General features: G+C 59.2%; 13 protein-coding genes. 5 read left to right on the forward strand and 8 right to left on the reverse strand.

Annotated features, from left to right (window positions below; all coding sequences use genetic code 11):
- Positions 1-4: 4 nt before the first annotated feature.
- From AC1DCM_RS05195 to AC1DCM_RS05205, 3 genes are all read right to left on the reverse strand, one after another.
- Complete coding sequence (locus AC1DCM_RS05195) at positions 5-145, reverse strand: hypothetical protein (RefSeq protein WP_223935169.1); 141 nt, start codon at positions 143-145, stop codon at positions 5-7.
- 612 nt (positions 146-757) lie between these two features.
- Positions 758-1,339, reverse strand: coding sequence for a histidine phosphatase family protein (locus AC1DCM_RS05200; RefSeq protein ID WP_442005263.1), 582 nt, complete (start codon positions 1,337-1,339; stop codon positions 758-760).
- The gene (locus AC1DCM_RS05205) at positions 1,336-2,817 is read right to left on the reverse strand and encodes a CCA tRNA nucleotidyltransferase (RefSeq protein ID WP_477517549.1); all 1,482 of its coding nucleotides are present in this window, start codon (positions 2,815-2,817) and stop codon (positions 1,336-1,338) included. The genes AC1DCM_RS05200 and AC1DCM_RS05205 overlap by 4 nt, the downstream gene beginning before the upstream one ends.
- Before the next feature lie 196 nt (positions 2,818-3,013).
- On the opposite strand from AC1DCM_RS05205, the gene AC1DCM_RS05210 reads away from it, so the two are divergent.
- The 5 genes from AC1DCM_RS05210 (at position 3,014) to trxA (ending at position 9,032) form a co-directional block, all read left to right on the forward strand.
- Positions 3,014-3,517: an NUDIX hydrolase gene (locus AC1DCM_RS05210; RefSeq protein WP_442005289.1), complete on the forward strand. Its 504-nt coding sequence runs from the start codon at positions 3,014-3,016 to the stop codon at positions 3,515-3,517.
- Between the two features lie 26 nt (positions 3,518-3,543).
- On the forward strand, positions 3,544-5,607 hold the full coding sequence (murJ, locus tag AC1DCM_RS05215) for a murein biosynthesis integral membrane protein MurJ (RefSeq protein WP_477517550.1): 2,064 nt from the start codon (positions 3,544-3,546) through the stop codon (positions 5,605-5,607).
- A 140-nt stretch (positions 5,608-5,747) separates the two neighbouring features.
- Positions 5,748-7,421 carry a discoidin domain-containing protein gene (locus tag AC1DCM_RS05220; RefSeq protein ID WP_477517551.1) on the forward strand — a complete coding sequence of 558 codons (1,674 nt, stop codon included), beginning with the start codon at positions 5,748-5,750 and terminating at the stop codon, positions 7,419-7,421.
- 290 nt (positions 7,422-7,711) lie between these two features.
- Positions 7,712-8,668, forward strand: coding sequence for a thioredoxin-disulfide reductase (gene trxB, locus AC1DCM_RS05225; RefSeq protein ID WP_442019000.1), 957 nt, complete (start codon positions 7,712-7,714; stop codon positions 8,666-8,668).
- Between the two features lie 37 nt (positions 8,669-8,705).
- Positions 8,706-9,032, forward strand: a complete 327-nt coding sequence (gene trxA / locus AC1DCM_RS05230; protein WP_216924410.1) for a thioredoxin — start codon at positions 8,706-8,708, stop codon at positions 9,030-9,032.
- Between the two features lie 5,894 nt (positions 9,033-14,926).
- On the opposite strand, the gene AC1DCM_RS05235 is transcribed toward trxA, so the two are convergent.
- From AC1DCM_RS05235 to yidC, 5 genes are all read right to left on the reverse strand, one after another.
- The gene (locus AC1DCM_RS05235) at positions 14,927-16,141 is read right to left on the reverse strand and encodes a ParB/RepB/Spo0J family partition protein (RefSeq protein ID WP_442019001.1); all 1,215 of its coding nucleotides are present in this window, start codon (positions 16,139-16,141) and stop codon (positions 14,927-14,929) included.
- 67 nt (positions 16,142-16,208) lie between these two features.
- Complete coding sequence (locus tag AC1DCM_RS05240; protein WP_477517552.1) at positions 16,209-17,222, reverse strand: ParA family protein; 1,014 nt, start codon at positions 17,220-17,222, stop codon at positions 16,209-16,211.
- Between the two features lie 129 nt (positions 17,223-17,351).
- Positions 17,352-18,002: a 16S rRNA (guanine(527)-N(7))-methyltransferase RsmG gene (gene rsmG / locus AC1DCM_RS05245; protein WP_442005256.1), complete on the reverse strand. Its 651-nt coding sequence runs from the start codon at positions 18,000-18,002 to the stop codon at positions 17,352-17,354.
- 6 nt (positions 18,003-18,008) lie between these two features.
- On the reverse strand, positions 18,009-18,560 hold the full coding sequence (locus AC1DCM_RS05250; protein WP_309930416.1) for a Jag family protein: 552 nt from the start codon (positions 18,558-18,560) through the stop codon (positions 18,009-18,011).
- On the reverse strand, positions 18,560-19,537 hold the full coding sequence (gene yidC / locus AC1DCM_RS05255; RefSeq protein ID WP_477517553.1) for a membrane protein insertase YidC: 978 nt from the start codon (positions 19,535-19,537) through the stop codon (positions 18,560-18,562). The genes AC1DCM_RS05250 and yidC overlap by 1 nt, the downstream gene beginning before the upstream one ends.
- Between the last annotated feature and the right edge of the window lie 8 nt (positions 19,538-19,545).

Raw genomic sequence — 19,545 nt, forward strand, 5'->3', positions numbered from 1 at the left:
GACATCAACGGATGAGTCCCATCTGGTGCAGGACGACGAAGACGTCTTCACGACCTTGCTTGAGCAGCTGGTCGTTGAACAGCGTGCGTTCCTTGGGAGCATCGCTGCTCTTGTAGAAGCGCAGGTCCTTGGGGCGCTTTGGCATATGGTTCACCTCCTTTCATTGCAGGAAATTGCCGGAATTGGGCACAACAAATAAAGCCAATTGAGTTCAGGAGAAATCTAGGCATAAAAGCGCGCGCAAATAGTCCGACGCTAATAAGGGGAGTGGGCAGACCTATACGGGAGCAGCGAGTGATCGTGCACAATTGCGTGTGCTTCCTGCAGTCGTCCCCAACAAGAAGCTGGTTCCGAACTTTGGGGAAACTGCGAACCCGCGGCTTGTTGCGTGGGTCTGCGCCTACAACTGACTGCTCAGAATGCCACCCTTGACGGGTGGCCATGAAGACCGCCGGCGTTGGAGCCGGTCCGGTAGTTCAGGGAGTGGTCAGCGCTTCGAAAAATGCTTCGAAAAAGGGCGTCGATCAGCGCAAGAGGCCGGGGTAGCAGTGACGGTCACATTCCATCCGCTAGTCAAAGTAATCATTTTTCCCAACCTCCTTTTCCGCTGTGGCATTACGTTCCGACTGATTAACCGGAGTAATGCGCGCCTTGTTCCCGGCGGGTCGCTCTGGGAACAAGATATAAGCTACCCCATGAATAGGAGTCTTGGCCAGCGCAATTCGCTATTTAGCCAAAGTTTTTCTAAATTCGCGTTTCAGAGGCCCCAACGGACAATCGCCGGCGTCCGCTTATCCCATCCAAGCGTGCAAACCTTGGCAGTTCCAAGAATGAAGTGGCGGCCTTCCCTGGCGTCCATTTCCAGCCAACGCGCTGTGAGAATACGGGAGAAATGCCCGTGTGCCACTACCAGGACATTGTCCATGCCCGATTCCAGGACACGTCCAATGATCTTGTCAGCGCGGGCGGCCACTTCGTCCAGCGTTTCGCCGTTGGGAACGCCGTCCGTCCAGATGAGGTAGTCCGGATTGTCCTTGCGGATGAGGTCGGAGCTGACGCCCTCGTAGTCTCCGTAGTTCCATTCCACCGCCAGCGGCTCGTGGACAGCATCGGGAAAACCTGCCAGTTCAGCCGTGCGGCGGGCGCGACGCAGCGGTGAGGTCAGAACGAGGTCAAAATCGATGCCCTCAAGGACTTTGCGTGCTTCAACAGCCTGCTGCTCACCCTCGACGGTCAAGGGAAGGTCGGTCAAACCTGTGTACTGGCCGCTCTTGGACCATTCCGTCTCGCCGTGGCGAAGGATCCAAAGTTGCGGACGCGGGGAGATCGCGGCGTTCATGAGGACTCCTTGGTTTCTGCGGCAGTTTCGGTTGAAGGTTCGACGACGGCGGACTCGGGTTGCGCTTCCCACCACGCCAAGAGCTTCTTCTCAGCTTCCTCCGGGGACAGCGGACCGTGTTCCATCCGTTCTTCCAGGAGGAACTTGTAGGCCCTGCCGACGACAGGACCCGGCTTTAGCCCCAGAAGCGCCATGATCTGCGCTCCATCGAGGTCAGGCCGGACAGCCGCCAACGATTCCTGCTCCAAGAGCGCAGAGATTCGATGCTCAAGGTCATCGTAGGCGAAGGATAAGCGGTCGGCCTTGCGCTGGTTACGCGTGGTGACATCGGATCGGGTGAGCCGATGCAAGCGTTCCAGCAGCGGACCGGCATCGGTCACGTAGCGGCGGACGGCAGAATCTGTCCAGCCAGCGTCTCCATAGCCATAGAACCGCATGTGCAATTCGACCAGGCGGGACACGGCTTTGATTGACTCGTTGTCGAAACGCAACGCCTTCATTCGCTTTGCCGTCAGTTTCGCACCCACAACGTCGTGATGCCTGAAGCTCACCGCACCGCCCGGTTCGAACCGGCGCGTAGCTGGCTTGCCGACGTCGTGCATTAGCGCGGCGAACCGAAGCACAAAGTCCGGACCAGGTACGGGACCGTCGGCGCCGGTTTCCAGTGAAGCAGCTTGTTCGAGGACCTGCAGGGAGTGCTGATACACGTCCTTATGGCGGTGGTGTTCATCGGCTTCCAAGCGGAGCGCGGATACCTCAGGGAGGACAAACTCAGCCAGCCCGGCGTCCACCAGGAGATCGATGCCCACGCGCGGGTGCGCGCCATTAATCAGCTTGACCAGTTCATCGCGGACGCGCTCGGCGGAGATGATCTTGATGCGGTCAGCCATCTGGGACATGGCGAGCCGGACGTCGTCGTGAACCGACACGCCCAACTGGGAGGCGAAACGCGCGGCACGCATCATGCGCAGCGGGTCGTCAGAGAAGGAGGCCTCGGGCGCACCGGGAGTGGCGAGTTCGGAGGCGTGGAGGTCCCGGACGCCACCGAAAGGGTCCACCAGCTCCAGGCTCGGCAGGCGCAAGGCCATGGCGTTGATGGTGAAGTCGCGGCGGAGCAGGTCCTCTGTCAGGGAGTTGCCAAAGGCGACTACGGGCTTGCGCGAATCCGGATCGTACGCCTCGGCGCGGTAGGTGGTGACTTCGATCTGGAAGCCGTTCTTCTTCATCCCGATCGTGCCGAAGGCCCGTCCTATTTCCCAGAAGTTGTCCGCCCACTTCTTGATGACGGAGATCGTCTGATCGGGCGTCGCGTCTGTGGTGAAGTCAAGGTCCGGGGAGGTCCTCCCCAGGAAAAGGTCGCGCACAGGTCCACCAACCAACGACAGCTCGAAGCCGGCATCGACAAAGCGCTGCCCGAGATCGAGCACCACCGGATCGATGGTGAAGTTAACTGAAGAGCTGTCCAATACGTGCGCCATAGTTCCTTAAGCTTGGCAGATTTTTCCGCAGCATTGGGCCAGAGTTGCATCCGAAAACCAGCGGGCCCATAGCGCGTGTCTCCTGCAGTCCATCTTGCGGCCATGTCCCGGTCATCACTCGAGGGCAAGAGTCGTTAGAGTGGACTTCATGGCCAATCCGATCCCGAGCGCTCCTGGCAGGAGGACGAACGCACCGTTGCCGTCGGCAATCGGCGCCCACGTCGCGCCTGCCCCGCAGCACCCGGTCCAGGCCTCGCTTCCCACTGTGGAGGAAGTGTCGGCGGGTGGTGTCGTTGTAGACACGTCCGACGGCGAACTCCGGGTCGCGATTATCGCCCGCCTTAATAGGGGTGGCCGGCTTGAATGGTGCCTGCCCAAGGGCCATCCGGAAGGCCGGGAGAACAACGAGGAAGCTGCCGTCCGCGAGATCGCCGAGGAAACCGGCATCGAGGGCAACATCCTGGCGCCCCTGGGCAGCATTGACTACTGGTTCACCGTGAGCGGCCATCGGGTCCACAAGACCGTGCATCATTTCCTGCTCCAGGCCACCGGCGGCGAGCTCACCATCGAGAATGACCCGGACCAGGAGGCCGTGGACGCCGCGTGGGTTCCGATCCAGGAATTGGCACGCAAATTGTCCTTCCCGAATGAACGGCGCATCGCCGATTTGGCACGGGAAGTGCTTCCCGAACACCTCTGACCCGGGTGCATGGGACGATAAAGGCGATGTCTGAAGCCAAAACTACCCAGTCCGTTCAATCCGGAGAAGCACGTTCCAGCGCCATCATGGCGGCCGGAACGTTGGTTTCCCGGTTCCTTGGCTTCGCCAAAACGTGGATGCTCGGCGCTGCACTCGGCCTGGGTTCAACGGTCAATGACACGTTCATCAACGCGAACAATCTTCCCAACCTGATCTTCCTGTTGGTGGCTGGCGGCGTGTTCAACGCCGTCCTGGTCCCGCAGATCATCAAAGCCAGCAAGGGTGCGGACAGCGGCGCTGATTACATCAGCCGCCTCCTGACCCTGGCTGTTCTGGTGCTGCTGGGGCTGACGGCCCTTGTCACACTGGCCGCTCCCGTCGTTATCGACTTAACGACGCAGGGCTACTCGGAACAGCAGAAGGCGCTGGCGGTCACTTTCGCGTTCTGGTGCCTTCCACAGATCTTCTTCTACGGCCTTTACGCACTTCTTACACAGGTCCTGAATGCGCATGGCGCCTTTGGCCCGGCCATGTGGGCTCCCATCCTGAACAACGTGGTGGCCATCGCAGGCCTGGGCATGTTCATTTGGATCCTGGGTGCCAACTACACGAATCCCCACACACTCGATAATTGGGGACCAACCCAGACATTCCTGATTGCCGGGTTCTCCACGTTCGGCGTGATCGCCCAAACCGCCATCCTGATGATTCCCGTCATGAGGCTGAAACTGGGCCTGCGGCCACGCTTCGGATGGCGCGGCGTTGGACTGGGCCAGGCAGCCAAGCTGAGCGTATGGACGCTGCTGACTGCCGCCGTCGGGCAGTTGGCGTTCCTTTACGTAATGAAAATTGCCACAATTCCCGGCGCTGAGCGGCTCCGGCTGGACAATTCAGGCCAGACCACAGCGGCCTCCACTCTCCCAGGTAACGCCGTCCTTGAAGTGGCGAGCCAACTGTACCTGTTGCCGCACTCGATCATTGCCCTTTCTCTGGCCACTGTCCTCTTTAACCGCATGACGCGGGCGTCCCAGGATGGCAACAAGGCCGAACTGCGTGACGCGCTCTCCCATGGACTGCGAACCATGGCTGTCGCGACAGTTTTTGGAGCCCTGGCACTGTTCGCGCTGGCTGGCCCGCTGGGCATGTTCTTCTCCGGCGGGAAGCCCCAGGACGGCGTCATGCTGGCCCAGACGCTCACCATCCTGGCGTTGAGCACGCCGTTCATGAGCGCAAACTTCATGATGTCGCGCGTGTTTTACGCCAACGAGGACGCCCGCACACCCCTCTACGTGCAGCTGTTGCTCGCCGTCGTTTATGTGGTGGGCGCCTTCTTCATCCAGTTCCTTCCCGTAGGCCAGATCATCTATGCGATCGCGGTTCTCTACACCTTGGGCAACATCCTGTCCGTGGTGATCAGCGTCGTGTTCCTGCGCCGCATGCTGGGCCACCTCGACGGTCCACGAATCGCCAACTCCTACATCCGCATGGGTTACGCGGGCCTTGGTTCGGCGATTGCGGGTGCGCTGGCGCTGTGGCTCCTGGGCGCCTACCGTGCCGATGGTTTCGCGTGGAGCAGCCGGCCGGCAGCCTTGGTGACCGTGGTCGTCGTCGGGCCCGTCATGCTGGTGGCCTACCTGCTCCTGCTTCGCGTCTTCCACGTCACCGAGCTGCGCGATCTCATGCGCCCGCTGATGGGCCGCTTTGGCCGCGGCGCACCGGCCATGGCAGGGGCCGCTGCTGAACCCACGACGGCGGCACGCGCCACAGTCTCGGATGATACCGGTTTGATTCCTCGCATCTCGGGCGAGTTCGATGCTGCCTCCTTCAGAGCCGGCCCGGCACTCGAACCGGAGCCCGCCGCCGAGGTTCCAGCCAAAACTTCAGACTTTTCTGACACCTCCGGCTCTGAAGAACTGCACACGAACTATCTGCCGGATGAGGATGTACCGAGCACGGCCAAGGGCGGAAGGTTCCACCCGCAGGTCCCGTTGCCGGGCAGGCGAACTTACCAAGGCGATCCTGGCCACAATCCCTACTTTCCCGCCAACGGGGAAGCTGGACAGCACACCAGGCAGAAGCGGAAGAAGTGAACCGGTGCCGTCAACATGGGCGGCGGGCGCCAATCGGCTAGGCTAGAAATGAATACAGGTAGTTGCAAAAGCGGTACCACCGGCTCGCCGGGCGGACCGCGTGCAGGACCCGCAGCTCCCGGACAGCCTAGGAGGAACACGTGTCCCACCCGATCGACGTCGGATCAGTGCTTGGCGGCCGCTATAAGGTCACGGCCACCGTATTGACCTCGCATGACCAAGATCTGGTGCTCGACGGCGTGGACCAGGTCCTCAACCGCCCCGTCAGCATCCTCGTTGCCGGTCCCGGAAATGCCGAGCAGGTAGCACAGAGCGCCCGCGAGGTCGCCACAGGGGAGCGCCCTGGCCATGTCCAGATCCTGGACCTCGGAGTCAGCGACAACACCACCTACTTGATCACCAACCACAGCACTGCGCCGGATCTTCTTGATCTCGTGGTGGCCACCCACCCGCCGTACGTGGAACCGTTCTTCACGGAAACCCTCGGCAGCGAGATCTTCGGCCAGGCCCGCACCTACGAGCCCGAAACCTATGACGGCCTCTACGAAGACGACGAGCACGAAGCCGAGTACATCCAGTACGACGAAAATGGCTACCCCATCCAATCGGAATCGGATGCTGCCCGCGAAGCGACGGCCACACCTGCCGGTAACGTTCCGCCCATGCCTTCATCCAGCCCGTCGTCGGCCAGGGGTGGTCTCGCCGGGAAGCTCGCTGCGGCTGCGGCTGGCGCCGGGGCAGCAGGAGTTGCTGCCGCTGCCGCTCTGAAGAACGCCGGATCCAAGAACCACGACGCCGGGGCTGCCGCGGATGGAGCTTCCGGTGCTGGCGGTACTTCTGCTGCCGCTGCTAGTACGGAAGCCCAGCCGCGGACGCAGGCTGTACAGTCGCCGTCGTCCGGAGCTTCGCCTGCTACTACACCCGTTGCCCCGGTTCAGCCGCCTACCCAAGCCGTCACTTCGCAGCCGACTCGCGAGCCTGCTGGCGAACCAAAGGTTTCGCTCTGGTCCGAGGAGGACTACGGCCTCGCTGCCGGTGGCGCGTCCCAAGCCACGGAAGGTAGCTCAGACCCTGGTTACGATCGCGCTCCTACCAGCTTCCCGGCGTCGGCCGCTGCCACTGAAGATTACGAAGATGAAGAGGTCTACGAGGACGAAACCCCGGAACGCGAGCCGCGGTCCCTGCGTTGGCTCGTAGGCGGTCTGCTTGCTGCCGTGTTGATCGTGGGCCTTGTCCTGGCGGTCACCAACCTGGGAAGCCTCCTGCCAAGCGGCGCTCCGGCGGCCTCAGACAAAACAACGGCGTCATCGCCATCAGCGGGCACCGAATCCGAACAACCGACGCCCAGCGAGACCGCTGCTCCCGCAACGCCTCCAGCCATCGATGGCATTACGCGCCTCGGGGATTTCCCGTTCGCTGCATCGTTCGACAAAGACCTTCCCAAAGCATTTGATGGGAACCCGGCCAGTTACTGGTCCGACATGGAGTTCGCTTCCGCCAACTGGGGTGGACTCTCTGGTGAGATGCCCTTGGTGGTGAAGCTCAAGGAGCCCACAGAGGTCAAGTCAGTGGTGCTGAACCAGTTGGGCGGCTCGGGTGGAAGCATCAGCGTCTACACCAACGATCGTCCCGCAATGGACGGTGCCAAGCTCGTGGGCACCAACAGCTTCACGTCCCCGGAACTGACAATGCCGCTGGCTGCACCCACGCAGACCCAGTACGTCATAGTGGTCATCAAGACGCTGCCTAAACTTGCTGCCCCCAAGACACAGTTCGGATTTGGTCTGCGCTTGGCCGAGGTCAAGGTCCAGTAGTTCCGTTTTCGCCGCGCTTACCCAACTAGGTTGCAGTTGAGCGCGTTTTGAGCCGCCAAAACGACACCTGCTGCTACCTGGTTTTCGCATGTGGGCCTGTCTTTGTGACTGATGTGGCCATCAGTCATCCGGCGTCCCCGCTTCGATTCGCCACGCCTCCAGACGGTACCCTGAATGATGGTGGGTTTTAGGCCCTCCAAATCCAACGGAATATTTGGACCGTTGAAGGGGTTGAGTCAGGTGGCTGCCCCGAAAGCCGCAGCAYCGACTAAGGAAGAGGTTCACGCCACGTGAGCATTGCAGAAAACAGCGCATCGCAGGTGCGTGACGTCATCATCGTCGGTTCAGGCCCCGCCGGTTACACAGCCGCCGTTTACACCGCCCGCGCCAACATGAAGCCTCTGCTCATTGCCGGCTCCGTCACTGCTGGTGGCGAGTTGATGAACACCACGGACGTCGAAAACTACCCGGGGTTCCCCGACGGCATCATGGGTCCAGATCTCATGGAAAACTTCGAGAAACAGGCAGCCCGCTTCGGCACAGAGATTCTCTTCGAGGATGTCACCGAACTGAACCTCGACGGCGACATCAAGTCGGTCACCATCGGCACGGGGGAGACCTTCCAGGCGAAGGCCATCATCCTGTCCACCGGTTCGGCCTACCGCGAGCTTGGACTTAAGAACGAAAAGCGCTTGTCGGGCCACGGTGTTAGCTGGTGTGCAACCTGCGACGGTTTCTTCTTCAAGGATCAGGACATCGCCGTCATCGGTGGTGGCGACTCCGCCATGGAAGAAGCCCTCTTCCTTACCAAGTTCGCCAAGTCCGTCACAGTGGTCCACCGTCGCGACACCCTCAAAGCTTCCAAGATCATGGGCGACCGCGCCCAGGCGCACGAGAAAATCAACTTCATTTGGAACACTGCTGTAGAGGACGTTCTCGGCGATGACAAGGTAACGGGCCTCAAGCTCAAGAACCTGGTTGACGGTACCGAATCTGAACTCGACGTCACCGGCGTCTTCGTGGCCATCGGCAACGATCCCCGCACGGAACTCGTAAAGGGCAAAGTTGATCTGACCCCCGAAGGAACGATTGCCGTAGAGGGCCGGACTTCCCGTACCAACATCAAGGGTGTGTTCGCCGCAGGCGACGTCATTGATCCCACCTACCGCCAGGCCATCACGGCCTCGGGTTCCGGTTGTGTGGCTGCCCTGGATGTGGAGCACTACCTCGCAGACCTGCATTCCTGAGCTTCACCAGACCAGCAACCATACGAAGGGAAAAGTTATGAGCAACGCTAAAGACGTAACTGACGCAAGCTTCAGCACCGATGTCCTGGCTTCCGAGAAGCCAGTCATCGTGGACTTCTGGGCAGAGTGGTGCGGACCCTGCCGCAAGCTCGGCCCGATCCTCGACGAGATCTCCGTTGAATACGGCGAGAAGGTTGACGTCGTGAAACTCAACGTCGACGACAACCCTGCCATCGCTGCCGAGTACGGCATCACGTCCATCCCGGCTGTGTACCTGTTCAGCGGGGGAGAAGTGAAGAGCACGGTCATCGGCGCCAAGCCAAAGCAGTTCTTCGAAAAGGAATTCGCAGACGTCTTGTCCTAGGTTCCCCTTAGTTAGTCAGTGAAAAGCCGGCGGCTGTCCCTCCTGAAGGAGTGGGAGTCGCCGGCTTTTTGCATTTGGCCAATTTGCACCCCCTAGAGTTTGTTTCTATCGGTGTGATTGCGCCAAAGGCTCTGTGCGTCCGCCGAACTCCTCAATGCGTGTTCCCCTTACCTGGGGTAGGCAAACACGTCCTTCTCTCACATCCTGACGCGTTTCGCCACCCCCTCTCTCACATCCCCACCCCACCCGCCGGATCCTCTCTCACATCCCCACCCCACCCGCCGGATCCTCTCTCACATCCCCACCCCACCCGCCGGATCCTCTCTCACATCCCCACCCCTCCCGCCGGATCCTCTCTCACATCCCCACCCCTCCCGCCGGATCCTCTCTCAGATCCTGAAGTGCTCTGCAGACAGGGCCGTGGAGAATTATGGTCCTGCCTAGCGATGACCACTGATTGGGCGCCTATCTCAGGCCATGTTCAACCGGATACAGCAAACAGCAGCGCGCATACTCATTCTCAGTCCGCCGGGGAAGTTGCGATCGTTGCAGGGCATCAGTCGTGCCGCTCCGACGTCATCTGATGCCAATGTCCGGGTTCGCCGAATAGTTTCACCAACGCCGATGGGTTTGCGGTGGCAAATTGTCGAACAAGCCCGTACATAACGCTCCGGATCGACAGCATCATTTGGATCTGCAACTTCGCAACCGCCTGACTCTTGATAACACCCGGCTCTGAACCTCAATGCCCTTACCTCTCATGTCAAGCAACACCCAGGAGTCTCAAGCGGCCTAGTAGGGGACATGCACAGTTCTTTCCCCTATTCCCCTTCGTGCCGTTCGCTCCGCAGTGGAGGCATGCAGTCAAGATTCCAAGGTCGCTAGTTCATGCGGCTCACGTTCCGTGGAGCATCCCGGAGGCAAACAGGTGCACTTCTGGTCGCTGAGCTCCTCCGGTCAACGTCGGGGCGCTCGAGATGTTTCACGTGAAGCGGCTTCGCCGCGGCCAAACTTCGAGCCCCAAAACCATCCCGGCATCGGCTACAAATTCGGACAACAACTGCTGCCCTGCTCACATCGAGGGAGTCTCGCGGTGTTTCACGTGAAACATCTCCGTGCAGTGGTGAAGAATATTCACCTGGGGAGACAAACACGCTCTGAAGCCAAGGAGAAGGACTGTTTCAGGAAACATAGGCCCGCGAGCACTCGGCAGCATCACAAATAGCAATGAAGCAAGGGGTCGGCAACCCTGGGTACGCTCCACTTGACCGTAGTGAGTTCCCAGCCTTGCTCGTTTGCCCCCTTGCTGCTGTCCTAACCAATGCAATAGACGACTGCGATGACCGGCTTCATGAAATACCCGCTTCGAGAATCTGCCCCGGAACGACTCAATGCAAGCACAGTAATCTCTCGCGAACATCGTCTGAGCTGTTGTCCATGTCAATACGCGTTCCCTGGCGGATCTAGATAATTGAGCTTCGCCTGTCAGGAATACACCAGAAGGTATCGGCATACGCCTGAGAACGGCCACCGCGCTTCAATACGGCGCACTCTACAGTCCGACAGCCCAATAGTTCACTCCAACCTTGATCATGGAGCATAGGGGAGTGCGAACGCTCCCTCGACTTGCTAGCCCTTGCAGGTGTCAAAAGAGCCGCCCCTGCCGTCCTCCTGGGGACTAGAACTGGTGTGGCATTCGACTTAAGGTGGAGCGGCATTTCAACGCTCGTGTCCAATGCGCGAATTCCTTCGTCGGAGTTCAATGCGTAACGGGCATTCGACCCCAGGCTGCATTTGGCGGCTGGAGGACACAGCTCGGGGTGGAGCTCGACTCGTCTGGCGTCGAGAACTACACGATTGTTCCATGGACCCGGCAGGCGTGCCCAAACCTATTCAGAGCAACGAGCTCTCCAGGGCTGGACGTCCGTTTCACGTGAAACATCTTGACTGGCACCTGGCAGCTTCATTGTTTGCAGGAACAGCTCCTGCGCCAACGTGCAAAGAGTGCATTGTGCGTGCTGGTGACACCAGTGAAGCCGTACATACTCCCACACGGCCCAGACGGGGCGGTTGGAACCAAATGCGACTCAGGCCCGCGTACGGGACAGTGGGACTTCATTACTGCGGCGCGCAGACCTCCAGGAGTACCGACTGGCGCTTTCCTGAGCCCCTGCCCGGCAATAGCAAGAAGCTCATCTGGCCTGGCCATGGAAGCATGACCTACAAGTCGAGAGTTCTTCCTGCGACGTGCGTGGGCGGCCAGCTTTCTACTGCGCTCGAGATGACTCCTTCCACCTACCGTCGACGCACCTTGGGAAAATGAAGGAGCGGCAGCTTCATGGAGAACTTGCCGCCACCGGAATGTCCTATCAACTGTCGGGCCGGGAACCACCCAGCACTCGATCACGCTCGACGGCAAGAGATTGATATCGGAACCCAAGCCTTCCAAGGAAGTGCTCTGCGGGGAAACCCCAGGCGATCCGAATGTTTCACGTGAAACACACCAGTGGTACTGAGCCACCATGGTAAGTAACCTGACCGTCTAGCTGTACGTTCACAAGATGGATGGGCCCCCTGCAGAGGACTTCCTAGGCGGAAGGCAGTCTACTCCGACAGAAGCCTTACAATCTCAAGGACGACGCCGCTGACCATACCGCCCGCAAACGCCACTTACGTTAGCGCCCAGTAGGGGACGACCATAGGGAGGCCGTTGACTCGTACACGATGCGCTCCTCGTCCCGACCATTTGGGGAAATGCGTACAGCAACTTGCAGTACGCTGCTACCGTTGCCCGCCCAGCGATGGCCCCAGAAGGACAGTTAGAAATTTTCGGCATAGAGCTCGACCCAGTCCCTGGGGACGAAACATCCGATCAAAGAAGCCGGAGTCGGAGTCGAAACCTGGCTCTGACCGGCCCTCAGTACCTTCCTGCATGAACCGCGGTTCACCGGCGAACCTAATACACCACCGTGACGAGCCCCAGACGGCCTTCGGCATTGAACATGCTGTTGCCCTTGCACGGCAGTCGACTTCGCAGTTATGGACTAGACGCCGGCGCATCGAGGGTCGGTCCAATCTGAGCGATCCCGGGAAGCCAGCAGTGGCACGCAGACCCGGAGACTGGCTCACGTTATTCACAAAGTTATCCACAGGCTTATCCACCGGCCAGTTGGCCTTCAACATATCGATTCCACAGCTCTTCATTGCGCTGATCTTCGCCACCCCGATTCATCTCCCTCTGACTACTCCGGATCTGGTGAGGGTCTCCGTGTCGCCTTCGGTTCGCGTACGCGCCAAATTCCCGCAAATCAAAGTGTTTTGGGATCATGTGACATGAAATACACCCCTTTCCCTGCCGGAGCGTTTCACGTGAAACATGCGTCGAATCTTCCAGGAAGGATCGCGGTGCACGCGTCTCTTACTTTGTGCAACTTGGACACTTCTGGAAACAGGCACTCCTTAGCAAGGGACAGACTTATCCCCAAAGTTATCCACAGGCTTATCCACCTCCCAACTAGGTGTAGTCCCATGCATCTCGATGTCAGCTTCCGCCCGCCGCGCTATGCAGTTGACAGTGCATAATGTTTCACGTGAAACAGACAGTGTCTGCCGTTCGTCCTCGACGAGGGTCCGGCACGTCCTTTCAGGAGGCCATCCACGAAGCCGGGTGACCGGTCGGCCGAGCCAGACCTTTAAGGCTAACGACGATTACCGAGACGGAATATCAAGGCAAACGTACAACATCAGATCTATCAGGCAGCCAATGTCAAATCCATTCAATTCCCAACAGACCAGCCGTGATGCCTCGCTCACCCACGAGGTTCGGTGGTACGTGTAATTGCCCCTGGATAATTGGGTGTGGATCGCGCACCAAGCAAGGGCTGTGGGGTCGCACGACGGAACTCATCGCTGCTGAGCGCCAGGATGCCATGTCGCCGTCTTCCTACGTGGCACTGCGTCTCAAGGTCGACGACGACTTGGAACAAGCCGCGTGGTCCGCATAGGCCATTGCCACTGTGTTCGAAGAATTTGGGTGTGCGAAGATCTTGGATGGGCGAAAAGCTTAGGTAGTCGATGAGCTCGGATGGACATCGTGCCGACCCTCGACCCTCAGTGGCTACTGTGGGAAGTTCACGGACTATGGCTGGAAAGGCATCTGCGTCGAAGACCGCAAACGGGGGAAAGCTTCTCCCTGACGGAGCCTAAGACCTCTTGTCCCAGTTGTCTTTCCGGCCACATTGAACATTGGCGTTCTCCTCAGTTCAAGGTCCGCAGAATCGGCGCTCCATCTGCGTAGTCAGCTCGCTGGGCCAATACCATAAGGGTGGCGGCAATGCATCGGCCTGTATTGTGCAGGCCCCAGGGCGTTGGCAGGAGGGAAAAGGGAGGTCATTTGTGGTGGGGGCGCCAGTGTCGTGAAGACTTCATAGATGTACGCGACAACGGGAACGCCCAGCTCGGACCCCTCGAGCGCGCTACACGAGAACGTTCAGTTTACGATGCTCGAACCGATCGAACACCACCAGACATTGGGACAATGGTCTATCGGACTCAAGATGCCGCCACTAAGCCGTTGCATCTCACGCCGGTCCGTCGCTCCCATACCCACAACCAACAAGCACCGCTAGGACGTACGTCCAGCCGTGGCGTGGCCGGTCCGCTTCATAGGCCCGGATCTACCTCCCACATCAACTGACTCCAAAGCCCGACTGACTTCCCTTCCTGGTATGGAGATCGTTGGAGTGATGGGGAGTACTGGGCTTGATGCTCGTCGGCAGACCCTAGTGGGAGTTCGCGCTACACCATCGCGAATTACAGACTTGTAATTCCATCTTGCCTAGTTGCACTCTCCGTATCCACCAGTCCATGCTCTGCTCCTTCGGTCCAGTTGAGACAACGGGGCATTTCACGTGAAACAATCGATGTCCCTCCCTTTCGATCGCGAAGTTGCTACGCGCCTTCGCAGTGTTTCACGTGAAACGATGACCGGAAACCGTGACCAGCGGGTCATGCGGCCCCAAGCGAGCATCGGAATGACACCGTGCCACGAGAAAAGACTGCAAAGGGCCAAAGTAGTGCATTCAGTTACTCGGAGACATGAGCTCAATCTCATTCCAACGAAATCCAGACCACGGACTGTTTCTACACCTCCGCGTCAGAAGCGCGACCGCTTTAGACCTTCTCCCGGTCGTGCCGGAGTGGAACACTCAACGTCCCACGCCACATCAAATCGCTCACTTTCCTTTTAGCGCGGAGCGGGCTAGTTCAAGCAACCTCCTCCCAACAGGAAGAAGTCCAGCCATGGAAGTCCGAACCAGCCGCAATACGTACCTGCAAGGCGAAGGCTGTTCGAGGGTATGCGACGTCCCAGTTTCACGTGAAACATCCCTCATCATCAGGCAGTCGGGTGCTGCGGGATGCGGCGTCCTTTCAAAAGCCGCTGGAAAACAGCTTCGGTACCGGCCTCGAATGTTTTGGAGATGTGCCTCCACGCGGATTCCGACTCCAGCAGCTTGGCGGCCAAAACGAGGTTATAAACCCTGTTGGTTCAATGCGCGGATATGCTCATGAACGGAACCCATCGAACACGGACTCCCTTCTCCGTTGCCGCGCTGGAGTGATTGCGGCTCGTGCGCGGCAGACTTACCGGAGCAAGAAGAGATGTGTCTTTTTATCCACAACGTCGAACGCTATAAAAGCGCACAGAAAAATAGCATTCTGAAGCCCTGGGAGAACATAGTTTCACGTGAAACCACGCACTCGGAAGGGCGGCCTGCCTACCGAAGACCTAACAACTTAGCATTGAGAAGGACAAGCGCTTCGGAACACAAAGCTCCGGGGCACAAAAATGGGGTCTGCCCACATGGCAAACCCCATTCAGTTGGTCGGGAAAACTAGTCTTCAGAGCCCGGTCCCAAAACATCCATGATGCGGTTGAGATCCTCTACGCTCGCGAATTCGATGCTAACGCGGCCCTTGCGAGCACCCAACGTGATCTTCACGTTCGTATCCAAGCGGTCGGAAAGCGACGACGCCAGGTAGTCCAGGCGCTCGTGCCTCGCGTTGGGCTTGGGAATAGCACTCTTGGCTGGCGCGGTGGGGTCCTGGTACAGAGCTACGGCTTCTTCAGTGGCCCGGACAGACATACCTTCAGCAACGATCTTCTGAGCAAGACGCTCCATGGCGGCCGCGTCAGGCAACGCCAAGAGAGCACGGGCGTGGCCGGCTGACAAGACGCTGGCTGCCACACGGCGCTGCACCAACGGCGGAAGCTTCAAAAGTCGCAGCGTATTCGATACCTGAGGACGGGAGCGACCGATGCGGTCGGCCAGTTGCTCATGGGTAGTTCCAAAGTCTTCCAGGAGCTGCTGGTAGGCGGCTGCCTCTTCCAACGGGTTCAACTGGCTACGGTGCAGGTTCTCCAGCAACGCGTCTCGAAGAAGGTCGTCGTCAGTGGTGTCACGAACGATCGCCGGGATTGTTTCCAGCCCAGCGGCCTGAACTGCACGCCAACGTCGCTCACCCATGACCAGTTCGTACGGTTCTCCACCCTTTTCGGTTGAAGTACGTACAACAATTGGCTGAAGGACACCGATTTCCTTGACGGAGTGCACCAGCTCGGCCATGTCGTCTTCATCGAAGACAGATCGAGGCTGCTTACGGTTGGGATGAATGTCCGTCACCGGTATTTCAGCGAACCTCGCTCCTGGAACCTCAACCAACTCCACCTCGGGCGGAGTAGCTGCAGTGCGAGCAGCAGGGGCGGAAGACGCCGTCGAACTCGTCTCCGCACCACTCGTCTTCACCGAAGCAGACGAAGAGCGCTTTGTAGCTGGCTTGGGCGCGGCGTGCTTCGCCTCGCCGGATGGGGATGCTTCCTTCGCAGCGCCGGTAGGAGAACCACTAGCTACGCTCGACATCCCGGAGTCGGCAGTAGCTGTGGGAGCCGTAGCATCGGGCGCTTCCAGCGGCTCTGCTGTCTTACGCGCTTCCGGAAAGAACAGGTCCACTGGGCGGGAGGGCGCAGCGCCGTTTCCCTGGGCACCCGCGGGTGAGCTAGGAATGAGAGCCCCAAGACCCCTGCCGAGGCCCCTTCGCTTTTCGCTCATTGATTCATCCCTCCGATGGAATTGCCGAGTGCGGACCCGCCCAGGCTGTTGCAGTGTTTCAAGAATTCTAGCGTTCAGCGATTTCGGCAGCGRCTTCCATGTAGGACAACGCGCCGCTCGATGAAGGATCATAGGTCATGACAGTCTGCTGGTAGCTCGGCGCTTCAGAGATACGTACCGAGCGGGGGACCACGGCGCTCAGAACCTGCTCGGGGAAATGTTGGCGGACCTCAGACGCAACCTGTGCTGCGAGGTTGGTTCGGCCGTCATACATGGTCAGGAGAATAGTCGAAACCACCAGGTCAGCGTTGAGGTGCTTCTGGATCATCTCAATATTCTTCAGGAGTTGACTCAAGCCCTCCAGGGCGTAGTACTCGCACTGGATGGGAATGAGAACTTCGCTGGCGGCGCAGAATGCATTGACAGTCAACAGACCCAGGCTGGGTGGGCAGTCGATAAAGATGAAGTCCAAACGTCCCTCACCGTTTTTCTCCCGCTCTTTTGAGTAGACGTCTATGGCGCGGCGAAGCCTCTGTTCACGGGCCACCAATGAAACCAACTCGATTTCCGCGCCGGCCAGGTGGATCGTCGCTGGGGCGCAGATGAGGTTGGGAATGTCAGGGCACGGAGCCACTACATCTTTCAGCGGAAGGTCGTTGATCAGGACGTCGTAGATGCTGTCCACATCTGCGTGGTGCTCAATGCCCAAAGCTGTAGAGGCATTTCCCTGGGGATCAATGTCAATGACCAGGACGTTGAGTCCTGCAGATGCCAGAGCAGCGGCAATGTTGACGGTGGTAGTCGTCTTGCCAACGCCACCCTTCTGATTGGAGACCGTGAAAATCCGGGTCCGATCAGGTTTAGGGAGTTCACGTCCAATCAGCCGCTCGCGTCGGCGTGTTTCGTTGGCCAGTTGGCGAGCGATAGGGCTCGAATCATCGATGGAGTCCATCACGTTGTGAACCTCATCCGTCAGCGTTTCACGTGAAACGGCAGCATTATCAACTGAATTCGTTCGCACAATAGCGGATTGAAGTGACGCCGAGGGTGTGGCCATGGCCCGCGCGGACCCCAGGGACATAAAGGGGGGGATCCGTTGCGTGGAGGTTTCGCTACTGCCCACTGGTCACACTCTCACTCTCATTCGGCGCTTGCTGCCGTTCTCTAGCCTAACTGCTCAGCCGCCGACACGCGGGAAACCGGGCGGTGACTAACCCGTCTTTCCGGGCTTGTTGACGATGATCCTCACCACGGTGGTGGGTTCCTCCAAAAGCTCCTGTCCACAAACCACAACGGACGTTTCCACGCCGCCAAGTTTACGGATGACCTTCTTGGCCTTCTCAATTTCTTCGGCAGCGCTGCGACCCTTGATCGCGACAACCTCCCCCTTGCCATTCAGCAGGGGGATAGTAAGCCCAGCCAGGTTGGAAAGAGCGGAAACTGCCCGTGCCGTAACGACGTCCGCATCCACCAATCCCACAGCCAGTTCAGCGCGGGTTCGCATGATTGTCACATTGTCCAGGCCGAGGTCGTCCACGACTTCCTGAAGCCAGATGACTCGACGCTCCAGAGGTTCAATCAGGGTCAGTTCAAGGTCTGGGCGGGCAATTGCAAGGCACAGGCCAGGAAGCCCGGCACCGGATCCGACGTCTGCCACGTGGCTGTCCATGGCAATGGCTGACTCGATGACTGCACAGTTCAGGACGTGGCGGCTCCACAAGCGCGGGATCTCACGAGGACCGATCAGCCCACGTTCAGTTCCGGACGTGGCCAGATGTTCTACATAGCGCTTGGCGAGATCCAGGCGATCCCCAAAGATCTTCTCTGCTGCCTGCAGTTCAGTTGCCGTAATTTCAACCATGAGCCGCTAGTCAGCCGAGACCACGATGTGGCGGCCAGCGCCCTCGCCCTCGGATTCGGAGACGAATCCGAGATCAGCGACGGCATCGTGAACGATCTTGCGCTCATAGGCGCTCATTGGCTCCAGTGCAACGGTCCCGCCGGATTCCTTGACCTTGGCAACGGCGTCCTCAGCGATCTGCTGAAGTACCCCGGCACGTTCCTTGCGGTAACCGTTGATGTCCAATACCAAGCGGGACCGGCTTTCAGTCGCCGAAAGGACGGACAGACGAGTCAGTTCCTGCAGGGCTTCGAGGACTTCGCCGTCCCGACCTACGAGGCTGTCCAAAGCAGCGGACTCTTCGTCAGTTCCGATGGAGATGTACGTACGGCCGTTCCGGACCTCAATGTCAATGTCGCCATCAATGTCAGCGATATCAAGAAGTTCCTCGAGGTAGTCGGCAGCAATGTCGCCTTCCTCTTCGAGGCGGCTGGCCGTCTTGGACAGCGACTCTTCCTGCGTGTCGTCCTGCTCTTCAGTCTCGGCGGCAGTTACATCTTCAGTGCTCTCAGCAGACATTACTTCTTCTTCCTGTTCTTACGTTGTGGCTGAACGCGCTGGGCCCTGATTTCGGCCGCAGCGGCAGCCGCGGCAGCCTCGGCGTCGTCGTCGTCCTTCCTCTTGCCACCCAGCAGCGGCGGCAGGCCCTTCGCGGCGCGGCGCTCTTCCAGTGCCCTGGCGGCAGGCGAGCCCGGAGTGGGCATGCGGCGGATAACGAAGAATTGCTGACCCATGGTCCAGAGGTTGGTGGTGGTCCAGTAGATCAGGACACCGATGGGGAAGTTGATACCACCGATACCGAACACGAGCGGCAGGATGTAGAGCATCATCTTCTGCTGGCGCATGAACGGGCTGGCCAATGCTTCTTCGGACATGTTCTTGGCCATGATCTGCTTCTGCGTGATGAACTGCGAGGCTGTCATGGCGAGGATCATGATGATGGAGAGGGTCCAGACGGCAACCTCCGTGCCAGGTACCCCACCGTGGAGCAACGATGCAGACAGCGGCGCACCGAAGATGCTCGACTGATCGAATTCGATAACCTGCTCGTGGCTCAGCGCACCAATGCCTTGTCCGGCGTTCTTGGCAGTCGAAATACCAGACAGCACCTGGAACAGGGCGAAGAAGAAGGGCATCTGGATCAGCATGGGCAGACATGCGGAGAACGGGTTGGTGCCGTGCTTCTTGTACAGGGCCATCTGCTCCTGTGCCATGGCCTGGCGGGAGAGCTGATCGGTCTTGCCCTTGTATTTGGTCTGCAGCTTCTTCAAGTCAGGCTGCAGCAGCTGCATGCCGCGCTGGGCCTTGATCTGCTTGACGAAGACGGGAATCAGGGCGGCACGGATCACCAACACCAGGCCAATGATGGAGAGGGTCCACGTCCAGCCGTTGGCGGCGGGCATGCCAAGGAAGCTCAGCCCGTCATGGAAGCCAACCATGATGACTGATACCAACCACTTGAACGGGAACATGATTGTCCCAAAGAAGTCATCCATAAAATATC

It is taken from the genome of Paenarthrobacter sp. 10N417 (genome assembly GCF_056394745.1).